The organism is Xanthomarina sp. (assembly GCF_035306705.1).
In the GTDB taxonomy this organism is placed as follows: Bacteria; Bacteroidota; Bacteroidia; order Flavobacteriales; family Flavobacteriaceae; genus Xanthomarina.
On record NZ_DATGNO010000083.1, the window covers coordinates 17,609 to 30,547 of the forward strand.

General features: G+C 35.4%; 10 protein-coding genes. 8 read left to right on the forward strand and 2 right to left on the reverse strand.

Translation table 11 applies throughout. From position 1 onward, the window contains the following. Nucleotides 1–4 precede the first annotated feature (4 nt). The 5 genes from VKY47_RS07405 to VKY47_RS07425 all read left to right on the forward strand — a co-directional run bounded on the left by VKY47_RS07405 (nucleotide 5) and on the right by VKY47_RS07425 (nucleotide 7,385). Nucleotides 5–3,151 carry an efflux RND transporter permease subunit gene (locus tag VKY47_RS07405; protein WP_324311670.1) on the forward strand — a complete coding sequence of 1,049 codons (3,147 nt, stop codon included), beginning with the start codon at nucleotides 5–7 and terminating at the stop codon, nucleotides 3,149–3,151. 5 nt (nucleotides 3,152–3,156) lie between these two features. Further along, nucleotides 3,157–4,566, forward strand: coding sequence for a TolC family protein (locus VKY47_RS07410; protein ID WP_324311672.1), 1,410 nt, complete (start codon nucleotides 3,157–3,159; stop codon nucleotides 4,564–4,566). A 57-nt stretch (nucleotides 4,567–4,623) separates the two neighbouring features. Further along, nucleotides 4,624–5,019: a hypothetical protein gene (locus VKY47_RS07415; protein WP_324311674.1), complete on the forward strand. Its 396-nt coding sequence runs from the start codon at nucleotides 4,624–4,626 to the stop codon at nucleotides 5,017–5,019. 72 nt (nucleotides 5,020–5,091) lie between these two features. Beyond that, nucleotides 5,092–6,057, forward strand: coding sequence for a tRNA dihydrouridine synthase (locus VKY47_RS07420; protein WP_324311675.1), 966 nt, complete (start codon nucleotides 5,092–5,094; stop codon nucleotides 6,055–6,057). A 245-nt stretch (nucleotides 6,058–6,302) separates the two neighbouring features. After that, a complete protein-coding gene (locus VKY47_RS07425) occupies nucleotides 6,303–7,385 on the forward strand; it encodes an acyltransferase family protein (protein WP_324311676.1) in 1,083 nt (360 codons plus the stop codon). Nucleotides 7,386–7,506: 121 nt separating this feature from the next. Here VKY47_RS07425 and VKY47_RS07430 read toward each other — a convergent pair whose 3' ends face one another. Beyond that, complete coding sequence (locus VKY47_RS07430; protein WP_324311678.1) at nucleotides 7,507–8,508, reverse strand: NAD(P)H-dependent glycerol-3-phosphate dehydrogenase; 1,002 nt, start codon at nucleotides 8,506–8,508, stop codon at nucleotides 7,507–7,509. A gap of 130 nt (nucleotides 8,509–8,638) precedes the next feature. Between VKY47_RS07430 and VKY47_RS07435 the strand changes: the two genes are divergently transcribed. The 3 genes from VKY47_RS07435 to VKY47_RS07445 all read left to right on the forward strand — a co-directional run bounded on the left by VKY47_RS07435 (nucleotide 8,639) and on the right by VKY47_RS07445 (nucleotide 10,868). Then, entirely contained in the window at nucleotides 8,639–9,574 is a 936-nt protein-coding gene (locus tag VKY47_RS07435; RefSeq protein WP_324311680.1) for a nicotinic acid mononucleotide adenyltransferase, read from the forward strand. A gap of 149 nt (nucleotides 9,575–9,723) precedes the next feature. Continuing rightward, on the forward strand, nucleotides 9,724–10,221 hold the full coding sequence (gene lysM, locus VKY47_RS07440; RefSeq protein WP_324311717.1) for a peptidoglycan-binding protein LysM: 498 nt from the start codon (nucleotides 9,724–9,726) through the stop codon (nucleotides 10,219–10,221). 152 nt (nucleotides 10,222–10,373) lie between these two features. Beyond that, nucleotides 10,374–10,868 carry a DUF6646 family protein gene (locus VKY47_RS07445; protein ID WP_324311682.1) on the forward strand — a complete coding sequence of 165 codons (495 nt, stop codon included), beginning with the start codon at nucleotides 10,374–10,376 and terminating at the stop codon, nucleotides 10,866–10,868. A gap of 268 nt (nucleotides 10,869–11,136) precedes the next feature. On the opposite strand, the gene VKY47_RS07450 is transcribed toward VKY47_RS07445, so the two are convergent. Beyond that, nucleotides 11,137–12,927, reverse strand: a complete 1,791-nt coding sequence (locus tag VKY47_RS07450; protein ID WP_324311683.1) for a M61 family metallopeptidase — start codon at nucleotides 12,925–12,927, stop codon at nucleotides 11,137–11,139. Between the last annotated feature and the right edge of the window lie 12 nt (nucleotides 12,928–12,939).

Below are 12,939 nucleotides of genomic sequence, written 5' to 3' on the forward strand. Positions count from 1 at the left end.
AATTATGTTACAGAAATTTATTGAAAGACCTGTATTATCTACAGTAATATCCATAATCATTGTTATTCTGGGTGTTTTGGGTCTCACACAATTACCAGTCACACAATATCCAGATATTGCACCTCCAACAGTTCAGGTTACTGCAAGTTATCCAGGTGCTAACGCAGAAACCATCTTAGAAAGCGTGGTGGTTCCTATTGAAGAACAAATTAACGGGGTGGAAGGAATGACTTATATTACTTCTACTGCCAGTAACTCTGGTAGTGCCTCCATTCAAGTGTTTTTCGAGCAAGGTTATGATGCAGATATTGCAGCCGTAAACGTACAGAACAGGGTTGCAAGAGCCAATGCCTTATTACCTGCCGAAGTTATACGTGCGGGAGTTATAACGCAAAAGCAACAAAACTCTGCCTTATTATTTGCTGCGGTGTATTCTACCAATCCAGAATACGACGACACCTATATTCAAAACTACCTGAACATCAACATCAAGCCAGAAATACAGCGTATTAATGGAGTAGGTGCCTTAAATGTCTTTGGCGCCAAGGATTATTCCATGCGTATCTGGTTAGATCCGGATAAGATGGCTGCTTATAAAATTGAGCCTAGAGATGTTACTAAAGCTATAAACGAACAGAGTTTAGAAGCTGCTGCTGGATCTTTTGGTCAGAATGCTGGAGAATCTTTTGAGTATGTTGTAAAATATAAAGGACGTTATAAAGAAGCTAAGGAATACGAGGATATTGTTATAAAAGCTTTAGGTAACGGACAATTTCTAAGGGTTAAGGATGTGGCAAAAGTAGAATTAGATGCTTTCTCATATTCTTCAATTTCAAAAACAAATGGAAATTCAGCGGTAAACTTTGGAGTTTTTCAAACACCTGGTTCTAATGCTCAAGAGATTATAGAAGATATTTATGTAAAATTAGACGAGCTTAAAAAGGATTTTCCTGAAGGGATGGATTATCTAATTAACTACGATACCAATAAGTTCTTAACAGCGTCCATTGATAAGGTAGTACATACTTTAATTGAAGCGTTTTTATTGGTTTTTATGGTAGTGTTTGTCTTTTTACAAGATTTTAAATCGACTTTAATTCCAGCTATTGCCGTACCAGTTTCGATTATTGGTACCTTCTTTTTCTTAAATATACTGGGTTACTCTATAAACCTATTAACCTTATTTGCATTAATTCTGGCCATTGGTATTGTGGTCGACGATGCCATTGTGGTTGTAGAAGCCGTCCATGCCAAATTGGAAGGAGGTTATAAGGATGCCAAAAAAGCATCAATCTCTGCAATGAACGAAATTACCGGAGCTATTATTTCTATTACTTTGGTAATGATGGCCGTTTTTATTCCAATTACTTTTATTAAAGGACCTTCGGGAGTTTTTTATGAGCAATTTGGAGTGACCTTGATGATTGCTATTTTTATCTCGGCAGTAAATGCATTAACCTTAACACCAGCTTTATGTGCCATTTTCTTAAAACCACATAAAGAGCATCCTGAAGACAAAAAGAAATCTTTGTTACAGCGTTTTTACGACGCTTTTAACGTTGGTTTTAATGCAACATTGGCCAAATATACAAAATCTGTAGGCTTTTTAATACAGCACAAATGGATAACCGTAGTAATTTTAGGACTCTGTGTTTTTGGAATTATCTCCGCAAATAAAGCCATTCCAACAGGATTTGTTCCTGCAGAAGATAGAGGGATTATATTTATGAATGCCGAGCTGCCTCCAGGTTCATCCTTAGATCGTACGTTTGAAGTCAATGCCGCTTTAGAAAAAGTGATAAAAGAAATTGATGGTATTAAAGGAGCTTCCTTTATTAGTGGTCAAAACTTTTTCTCAGGACAAGGAAGCTCGAATGCTATGGGCTTTATCATTCTAGATAGTTGGGACGATCGTGATACAGATGCAACTTCTGTAAATGGAATTATTGGTCAGTTATTTCAAAAAGCTGCTATGATACCTGATGCTAATATCATCTTTTTCACACCTCCTAGTGTTCCTGGATTTGGTAGTGCAGATGGTTTTGAAATGCGTTTAATGGATAGAAATGCCAGACCGCTTACTGAGCTGGATAATACGGCAAACGATTTTGTTAAACTGTTAAATCAACAACCTGAAATTGCCTATGCATCCAATTCGTTTAGTACCAACTTCCCACAATTGGAATTAGATATCAATGTGGAACGTGCAACAGAGAATGGAGTTTCAACCAGTGCAATTTTATCGGCTTTACAAGGATATATTGGGGGTAATTATGTGGCAGATTTTAGCCGTTTCGGAAAGCAATTTAGAGTGTTTATCCAAGCCTTGCCAGAAGATCGAGTAGATGAGTCGAGCTTAAACAGCATGCTTATAAAAACACCAAGTGGCGAAATGACGCCGATTTCGCAATACGTATCATTTAAGCGTGTGTACGGTCCTCAAACCGTTAATCGTTTCAACTTATTTAATGCGGTTACTGTAAATGGTGCATCTACCCCAGGATTTAGTTCTGGAGATGCTATTAAAGCCATCGACGAATTGGCAGCAAACAATTTACCGGAAGGTTATTCAGTGGCGTACTCGGGGATTACAAGAGAAGAAATTGCTTCTGCAGGACAATCAACAGTTATATTTCTGATTAGTATCTTGTTTGTATACTTCTTATTAGCCGCACAATACGAAAGTTACCTCTTGCCTTTGGTAGTTATCCTCTCATTGCCAGTTGGGGTTGCAGGCGCTTATTTAACCACCTATTTTACAGGATTGGAAAATAACATATACTTCCAAATTGCTTTAATCATGCTAATAGGTTTATTGGCTAAGAATGCCATATTAATTGTGGAATTTGCCATCCAAAGACGACAACATGGCTTGTCTATAGTAGATGCGGCCATCGATGGAGCTAAAGTAAGATTACGTCCAATTTTAATGACATCCTTTGCGTTTATTTTAGGTATTACGCCGCTGGTATTGGCAAAAGGAGTAGGGGCTGTTGGTAACAACTCTATTGGTACTGGAGCTGTTGGAGGCTTATTGGTAGGAACGGTATTTGGTGTTTTTGTTATCCCAGTATTGTTTGTTGTTTTCCAATGGTTACAAGAAAAAGTTACTGGAGTTCCAGAAGTCGTAAATCAAGAAATAAAAGAATAATTAGGATGAAAAAAATTGTAAATAAAAGATGGATTTCTAGAGTTATGGTTTTAGGATTGCTAGCCATAACCTTGCAAAGCTGTTTGGTATCTAAAGATTACGAAAGACCGGAATTAAAAGATGAAACCGAGAATTTATATCGTACAGATAACCTGCCAACAGATAGTTTGTCTATGGCAGATGTATCTTGGAAAGAAGTTTTTACCGATCCGTATTTAACACAATATATAGAGGAAGGCCTTCAAAACAATATCGATATTAGAATAGCGATACAGCAAATTATTGCTGGAGAAGCGTATATGAAACAAGGAAAAGCAGGTTATTTGCCAACCTTAAACGGACAGATGTTTGCTTCGCGCCAGGAACTATCTAAAAATGGTCAGTTTGGCGGTGGTTCCATGGAGAATTATGAAGCGGTTTTGTCTTTGTCTTGGGAAGCTGATATCTGGGGAAAAATTAGAAGCAATAAACGTGCTTTTCAAGCGGGTTATTTAAAAAGTATTGCTGCCCATCAAGCTGTAAAAACAAGACTTGTTGAAAATATTGCTACGGCATATTATGGATTGGTAGCTTTAGATGCGCAGTTGAAAATTTTAAATGAAACGGTTGAAACACGCGAAAAAACGGTTTCTACCATTCAAGCGCTTAAAGATGCTGGCCAAGTAACCCAAGTTGCTGTCGACCAAAACGTGGCACAATATAACAACGCCAAAGCACTTGAAATTGAAGTTAAAACAGAAATATTTAAACTGGAAAACACCTTGAGTATTTTATTGGCCAAGCAACCACAGCATTTTGAAAGAAGTACGTTGGATGAACAAGCCATTACTACCGAAATGAAACTGGGTGTGCCATATGTTTTATTAAGAAATAGACCAGATGTTATTGCTGCCGAAAGTGACTTTATTCAATCTTTTGAGCTAACCAATGTAGCCTTAACTAGTTTCTATCCCTCTTTAACATTAAGTGCAGCAGGAGGTTTTCAAAGTTTGGAGTTTCAAAATTGGTTCAACACCAACGCTTTGTTTGCTAATTTAGTGGGCGGATTAACGCAACCTATTTTTAACCAACGTAAAGTTAGAACACAATATGAAGTTTCTCAGGCGCAGCAAGAACAAGCCCTTTTAAATTTCAAAAATACCTTGCTTGTGGCAGGAAAAGAAGTTTCGGATGCCTTGTATAGCTATCAGGCTGAGGTTGATAAGTTTCAATACCGCGAAAAAGAAGTGGAAGCACTTAGACGTGCCGAATCCAATTCGGAAGAATTGTTGGATAACGGATATGCCAATTACCTAGACTTATTAACAGCTAGAGAAAGTGTGTTAAGAGCCGAGATCAGTACCATAGATAATAAATTAGAACAACTTTTATCCGTAGTGCGTTTATATAGATCTTTAGGTGGAGGTTGGCAATAAGTTTAAGAAATAAGTAACTCGAAGAAGTGTTTGATTAAAAACAAACAGAACGATATCATGAGAAAAGACATTCAAATTCCTGAGGTTAAAAACGTATATCTAGCGATTGTTAACGAATACAACGAAATTTATAAAACCCATGATTGGAATGCCTATATCATTAACGATAAGGACGTCGATTTAGAGATGGTTCTTATTGTATCGAGTGGTTATTCTGAAGACAAAAAAACAGCTATTTTTAGAAAACAATTAGAAAGACTTCCTGCGAAAAGCTATGCCAAAATCGAGCTTTTGCAGGAAGATCTTTTTGCTTTAAACAACACCTTTAAAGTCACTTTTTTTGAAGGAAACACCATGTTCGATAAAACCTATCTTTTTAGAAAAAACACAGTTAATTTGAAGGCTTTGCAAAACCTTCCCTTGATGAATGTTAAAGGAGTTTTGGTGAAGTAATAAACTCAGGTTTTTAGACCTACTTAAAATTCATCAATCAATTAACCTATCTTTGCCCAACTAAACAATAAGATGGCTACTACCTTACTTTCATCGCCTTTACAAGGTTTTACAGATTTCAGATTTCGTAATGCCTTTCAGCATTATTTTGGTGGTATCGATACGTTCTATGCACCATACATTCGACTCAATGGAAAGCTAAACATTAAGCAATCCTATCAAAACGATTTATTACCAGAAAACAATACCACTTTAGAGGTAATCCCTCAAGTAATCACAAACGATCCAGACGAGTTTATATTCGTTGCCAAATACGTACAAAGCTTAGGTTATAAGGAATTAAATTGGAACCTGGGCTGCCCGTATCCTATGGTGACTAAATCTGGAATGGGTTCTGGTTTAATTTGCAATCCAAATAGAATTAACGAGGTCTTACACAAAGCTCACAACGAAACGGATATCTTGGTTTCTATGAAAATGAGAATGGGATACGAAAACGCAGAAGAAATACTAGATGCTTTTCCTATTTTAGATCAGTATCCGCTTAAAAACATTGCTATTCACGCCAGGATTGGAAAGCAACTTTACAAGGGTCCGGTGGATTTAGAGGCTTTTGAAGCATGCATTAGCAGCACCAAGCACAAGTTGTATTACAATGGTGATATTACAAGTGTTTCTGCTTTTAAAGCCATTGAAAATCGCTTTCCAAGCATCGATCATTTCATGATTGGCCGTGGCTTAATTGCCGATCCGTTTTTACCCAGCATGATAAAAAATAACACCACCGAATATCCCGAAAATAGATGGACCATTTTTTCTGAATTTCATGACACTATTTACCAGCAATACAACGAGTACTTATCTGGACCAACACCTATAAAAATGAAAATGCTGGGATTTTGGGAGTTCTTTTCCCAAGCTACATCAAACCCACAAAAAACATATAAAGCCATTAAGAAAGCAGCAAACCCGGTAAAATACAGACAAGCAGTCGATCAAATTATAAAGACGGAAATAAAAATGAAGAGTGCGTTCTAAACCGAGTTTAAGTATTGGTTGTCATCTCAACGCTATAAACACATCTAATCACAGATCCATTGGTTTTTGAAAGATTTTACATGAATTGGTATGCTATGAAATGGAAGATAACAGGTTTGCTAATCCGTTATAATTGTTTCTTTAAAAAACCAACAGAATTTATTGCCTTGGTTTTTCCCAGCTAGAAATGATTATTTTAGCAAACAATCCAAAGTATGATCAAGTCAATAATTTTAAATCTTTAAATGGGGCACATTAGAACTTTTCTTGCAATAATTGTAATCATATCCCACACCCAAACTTTTTATGGTTTTGATTTTTTAGGAGGAAAAATAGCAGTCCAAACTTTTTATATTATTTCGGGCTTCTATATGGCGCTTATTTTAAATGAAAAATATATTGGAATAAATAATTCCTATAAGTTATTTATCACAAATAGATTTATACGTCTGTATCCTGTTTATTGGGCGGTTTTAATAATTATAATTGGTGGTTCCCTCTTGTTTAGTGTAGTTACAAGTGGTGCAAGTTATGGCCCTTTAAATGTGTTTAAGGATAATTTTAATACGCTGCATGTGTCAAGCATAATAGCCATTGTATTTGCTAATGTCTTTATATTCTTTCAGGACACGCTTCTCTTTTTTGAAATCAATCTGGATACGGGAATATTTTTCTTCCAACCAAATTTTAATATTAAGGCCTTAAATGGATTTGCTTTTGCTTTAATTCCACAGGCTTGGACGGTGGCTCTGGAATTAATGTTTTACTTAATTGCACCTTTTATTGTTCGTCGAAAACTATCAATTGTTTTAGGGCTTTTTATGATTTTTGCCTTGCTCAAGTATCTAATGAGAACAGAGTTGGGATTAACTCATACTCCTTGGGCATTTAGGTTTTTCCCAACGGAACTTCCACTCTTTCTGTTAGGGATTCTTTCATATAAGCTCTATAAATCAGAACATATAAAATTGCTAAATCAAAAGGTTAATTTGGCCATCTTGGTTTTTGTCATCATAGCAATAACGATGTACGATAAAATAGCTTTCAGTTTTAAACCTCAAATTTTTTTCGTGATGTTTTTTATGGCTATTCCATTTATTTTTGAACTCTCAAAAAAATCTAAAATCGACCGATATGTGGGAGAATTAAGCTATCCGTTATATTTAATACATTTATTTGTAATCGTAATTGTTAGTCATTTAAACGTCGTGATTATTAATAAGGGAATAACTGTTCTTGTTATATCGCTAGTAGGTTCTATAGGTCTTAAACACCTTGTAAGTGATAGAGTAGAAAGCTACAGACAAAACAGGCTCCAAAAAAACTAGTTCATCAAAACGCCTTTTCTGAAATTTGTACAGGCCAAAAATAGACCTAGACATCATTTTTAAAAGGTGGAATTGAGTTGGTAAACAAGTTCTCTCCTTTAGAGGAGGTAGAGGAAATTTTTTAATCCAACTTATCCGCCAACTTCTTAAAAGTAGCCTTCGGATCTTTTCCTTCATATAAAACAGCATAAACCGCATTGATTATTGGAATACGCGTTTTCTTCTTGTTCTTTTCGTTTATTAAATAGGCGCTTTTTGTAGCGTAATAGCCTTCAGCAATCATGCTCATTTCCATTTGGGCAGATTTAACGGTGTAGCCTTTACCTATCATGTTTCCAAACATTCTATTTCTAGAAAAAAGCGAGTAACCCGTTACTAATAAATCGCCTAAATAAGCCGAGTTATTAATGTTGCGTTTCATTTTATGGGTTTTCTTTATAAACCGTTTCATTTCACGAATGGCATTGCTCATCAACACACTCTGGAAGTTATCTCCATAGCCCAAACCATGCGCAATTCCAGCGGCTATGGCATAAATGTTTTTTAGCATAACGGCATATTCGGTACCAATAACATCGTCGCTAATTTTTGTTTTTATGTAATTACTGGACAAGTTGTCGGCAATGTCCTGGGCTTTTTTGGCATCTGCACAAGAAATGGTTAAATAAGAAAGACGTTCAAGCGCCACTTCTTCTGCATGACAAGGTCCAGCGATAACAGCAATATTTTCAAAAGGAATATTATAAATATCATGAAAATGTTCGCCCACTAGCAAGCCGGATTCTGGAATAATTCCTTTTACTGCAGAAACAATGGTTTTATTGGACAAATCTGCCGTTAACTTTTCCAATTCAGAGTGCATAAAAGCAGATGGAATAACAAAAACCAACACATCGGCATAGGCTACCATCTCGTTAATATCGTTACTTAATTTAAGTTGTTCCAATTTAAATTCAACCGAACTTAAATAACTCGGGTTGTGCTGTTCTTTGATTAAATGCTCTTTGGTGTAAGTACTTCGCATATACCAACCTACCTCATCTAAATTTTCGCATAACATTTTTACGATGGCTGTTGCCCAACTTCCGGAACCAAAAACGGCATATTTTAATGGTTTTTCCATATCTATTCTAAAAATTACAAGAATCAAAAATACATAAAAATTAAATCTTTTAAGTCCTTTAAAACAAATCCCTCGAAATTTTGGCACGTGTTTTGAATTCATTATCATAGTAACTTTAAAACGAAGGCTTATGAAACCGTTAAAACTACTTTTAGGATTTGCTTTAATAGCAACACTATTTACATCTTGTTATACAGACGATGTTTACATAGACAATTACAATCCACAGCCTTCAATGTCCTTAAATCAGTTATTGAACTCTTACGAGTTGTGGTACGTAGATATTAACCAAACCGTTGGTTACGGACAGGTTCCATTTTTACAAATGGCATTTACTGTATCTTTTAGAAATGGAAGATTTTATGCCAATAACAATCTGGTTGGATTTGGTACTCAAGGAAACGGATTCGGAATTCAAGTAGGAGATTATGACGCCTATAATGGTATTTTGGATGTATATCATCTTATTGACGGCTTTGTTACTTTCGATGTCTATCAAATAAACAGCAATACCATAGAATTGTATGATCCGTATACCGATACCTCATACTTTTTAAAAGGATATCAGCGTTCAAATTTCGATTATGATTATGTGTTTTACGACAACATTCATTATTTCTTGCAGGAATATCAAGCTTGGGAAAAAACCTATACCAGTCAAGCTGGAAACATCAACGAATTTGATAACGAGAATTATTTACAATTCTTAGCTGGTGGAAACGATTCTGAATTTAGAAGTTCTCAAGATTATGGAATTGCGAATCCAGACAATATTTACTGGGATTATACCGGAATTTATGGAGTGAACAACATCCCTGGAAACTTGTATTTAAAAACCTTGAGTTTGAATTACGACGGTTTCGGAAATGAGTTTTTTGAGCTCAGTGTAATTAATGATGGTTTAATTAGATTGTTCCATACAGCATCGGGCACCACTTATGAATTTGCTGGAAGAGGTTACATCCAGTTTATGAGAAATGCCGAAGGGAAACAAACAGAAACACCTAAATTCCGAAAGTTTAAAAGCGAAAGAAAAGAGAATCCTAGAGAAAACTCTAGAGTATAAATGGGATTAGTTAATAATGGGACTGTTTGTTGTATAAAAACAGCAAGCAGTTTCTGTTTTTAATAGGTTTAATGTCAGAATTAATAGGAATTTTAAAAGAATTTATTGAACTTTATATAATTATTAAAAAACACTTAAAAAAACAAATTATGGGATTATTTTCATTTATTAAAGATGCAGGAGCAAAGGTTTTTGGAATTGGTAAAACAAAGGCCGAAGAGGCAGCAGATAAAGCAGCAGATGCTGTTGCAGCCAAATTAAATGCAGAAAAGGCAGCAGCCAATAACTTAAAGGAAACCATTAGCGATTTAGATCTTCAGGTCGAAAATTTAAACATTCATATTTTGGATGACAAAGCAACGATTTCTGGTGCAGCTTATGATCAAGCTACTAAGGAAAAAGTGATTTTAGTGGTTGGAAACTCCAATGGAATTGCTACGGTTGACGACCAGATGACCGTGGAGAATCCAGAACCAGAAGCTCAGTTTCATACTGTAGTAAGTGGAGATACTTTAGGTAAGATTGCTAAAAAATTCTACGGGAATGCTATGAAATATCCTGTGATTTTTGATGCGAACAAACCCATGCTTAAAGATCCAGATTTAATTTATCCAGGACAAGTTTTACGTATTCCTGCGTTAGATTAAACGGTTATAAAAATTTTGATTAAAAACACCAATTTTAAGAAGTTGGTGTTTTTTTATACGCTCATATTATATTGACTATTGAAGTATTAACTTTAAAAACTTAATCTTATATTTGCGGCTTCATTTAAAAACGAAAAACTAAAATACGAAGAATGAAAAATATAATGATAATTGCTTGCCTTCTTACAGGTTACTTAGTAAATGCACAGGCATTTTCAGGAAGTGGAGATACTAAAATGCAAATTGGAGCTAGTCTTCAAGAACACGCTACAGGCTTGTACATGAGTTTTGATTATGGTTTAGGTGAAAATTTCTCTATTGGAGCAGTCTCATCTTATGCCTTAGGTGTTGCTAGTATTACAGACGCTAAGTTTCAAGACAGATTTGATGTAAAAGCGCGTTTTAATGCCAACATTGGAAATGTTTTAAATATTGATGAAAACTTCGATTTATATCCTGGTATCAACTTCAGCTTAAAGAATTTTGGTGGCCATGTTGGCGCTAGATATTTCTTCTCAAAAGGATTTGGTCTGTTTACAGAAGCAGCTTTTCCTATTGCTAAGTATAATAACGACACCTTAACCTACGCTGAAAAAATAAACAATCAGTTTGTAGTAAATGTAGGTGCTGTTTTTAATTTAAACTAAAACACCAAACTCTTTTAGGAACTTATCCTGAAAGCATCGTTTACAACTAATAAAAACGCCTTAGAAATCTATTTGAGTTTCTAAGGCGTTTTTTTAGTGCTTCGTGTCAAGCTACATATTCAAGCTCACTACTTTGTTTTAATGCGTTATTGGTTTATCTATTTTCTGCATGAATACGTTTCTACTAAATAACTACTACTAATTTTATCTTATAAAAGCCCTTGTAAGAACGCAGGTCGAATTTGTGAGGTCTTTTAATGAATTAGGTTTATTGTTTCTCACCCAGCCAATTTTCTCTTTGGGTTTTAAGTTTTTTGTTCAAGGGCTTTTTATTGGTTTCCATAAGGCTAATAGTATACGAAGAATCCGCTTGAAGGATTAAGGTAGTAGTTCTTGTTTTTCCAAAACGTTCAAAAGTCACTTCCACCTGATCGTTTACCTGATATGTATTTAGCAAAGCATTGATATCGGAATCTCCGGTTATTTCTGTAGTTCCAATTTTTATAAGCTTATCACCTTTTTGAAGTTTCGCAAGATAAGCGGTCGAATGGTTTTTAGGATTACTAATTAACTTGCCTTGTCTTACATAAACACCCAATTCCACTTTGGAAGGATCTTGACTTAAATCGACTCCAACGGTTTCAAATAAATGCTTGAAATCTGGCATGCCACTTTTATAAATATAGTTGTTAAAAAAATGGTTCCCAAAGTCTTTTCCAGCATACGTATTTAGCGTTTCATTTAGGTTTTCAACGGTATAACCAATTTCAGTTTTGCCATATTTTTTCCAAACCAAAGTCATAAAGCCATCCAGATCCAGCCCTTTTTCTCTTAAAGATAAATCCAAAGCCAAACCTAACATGCTTCCATAAGAATAATAAGAAATAAAGGTGTTCTCTCTATTGGTTTCATCCACCGATTTGGCAGCATCCACAAAAGGTGCTTGATAACTCATTCCTATTGGATTAAAGTAATCGCGTCCAGGCGAATTCCACACATAATTAAAAGCTCTGGTCAAGCCTGTAATGTAGTTTTCTTGCGAAGTTATGCCAGCGCGACACATGGTTAAATCGTCGAAATAACTTGTAAATCCTTCAGCAAACCACAATTCGCCACTCATGTTGGCTTCTTCAAATCTAAAAGGCTCCAAGCTTTTAGGGCGAATACGTTCTACATTCCAAATATGAAAAAACTCATGAGATACAGTACTAATATTTTGCTCAACCCCACCAAGAGCCAAACTTCGTGAGCTAGTTACATAGGTGGAATTCCTGTGCTCCATCCCATCTCCACTGGCATTTGGCATATAACAGGCTAGAAAAACATATTCCCCATAATCGAATTTAGGCAACTCTCCAAAAACAGCTTTTTGCTGAATGGTAATTTTCTTCACATCTTCAAAATACCTGTCCAAATCAGCGTCTGAAGCGGCATCATCATGAAGTATCAGTTTGATGGTTTGCCCATCTAATTGAAAAGAACGGGTTTTAAAATCGGCAATTTCTGTTGGACTATCCATAAAATACTGGAAATCTTTAGCGTAATACGTGTTTCCTTGTAAATGTTTTAATTGAGTCGCTATTTTCCAATTTAAATCCTCACGAATATCAAAAGTTACTTCAATTTCGTTTTCAGATAACTCTGGAACATACATAAAAGTAGCTGGAATGTTTAAATGCGCATGGGTTTCATCTACTTGTGCATAGGTGCCATCGCCATAATTTGCAAATAAAGTATAACTTACTTGAATGGTTCCATCATGTCCGGAAACTTGCCAAGCATACGGATTTGGACGTGTTACTTCCAAAGCCTTTCCTTGGCCATCGGTTACTTTTACACCGTAAATATTTTTTGCGAATTCGTGTAGAGCATAGCGTCCAGGTGATGAACGTGCAATTCTTAATTCTGTGTTTTCCGATGTTAAATCTGTAAATGTGGCTTGAATAGTCGCTTCATGATGCACAGCGTTTTCAAATGAAATAAGATAATTTGAAGACACTTGAGCATGAACAAGTATTGAAAATAGAAAAACTAAAAAGGATAATTGTATTTTTTGCATGGATATAAATTT

Excerpts from the sequence above, each read along its gene's own strand:
- VKY47_RS07405 (WP_324311670.1), top strand. The coding sequence starts at position 5 with ATGTTACAGAAATTTATTGAAAGACCTGTATTATCTACAGTAATATCC.
- VKY47_RS07410 (WP_324311672.1), top strand. The coding sequence starts at position 3,157 with ATGAAAAAAATTGTAAATAAAAGATGGATTTCTAGAGTTATGGTTTTA.
- VKY47_RS07415 (WP_324311674.1), top strand. The coding sequence starts at position 4,624 with ATGAGAAAAGACATTCAAATTCCTGAGGTTAAAAACGTATATCTAGCG.
- VKY47_RS07420 (WP_324311675.1), top strand. The coding sequence starts at position 5,092 with ATGGCTACTACCTTACTTTCATCGCCTTTACAAGGTTTTACAGATTTC.
- VKY47_RS07425 (WP_324311676.1), top strand. The coding sequence starts at position 6,303 with ATGGGGCACATTAGAACTTTTCTTGCAATAATTGTAATCATATCCCAC.
- VKY47_RS07430 (WP_324311678.1), bottom strand. The coding sequence starts at position 8,508 with ATGGAAAAACCATTAAAATATGCCGTTTTTGGTTCCGGAAGTTGGGCA.
- VKY47_RS07435 (WP_324311680.1), top strand. The coding sequence starts at position 8,639 with ATGAAACCGTTAAAACTACTTTTAGGATTTGCTTTAATAGCAACACTA.
- lysM (WP_324311717.1), top strand. The coding sequence starts at position 9,724 with ATGGGATTATTTTCATTTATTAAAGATGCAGGAGCAAAGGTTTTTGGA.
- VKY47_RS07445 (WP_324311682.1), top strand. The coding sequence starts at position 10,374 with ATGAAAAATATAATGATAATTGCTTGCCTTCTTACAGGTTACTTAGTA.
- VKY47_RS07450 (WP_324311683.1), bottom strand. The coding sequence starts at position 12,927 with ATGCAAAAAATACAATTATCCTTTTTAGTTTTTCTATTTTCAATACTT.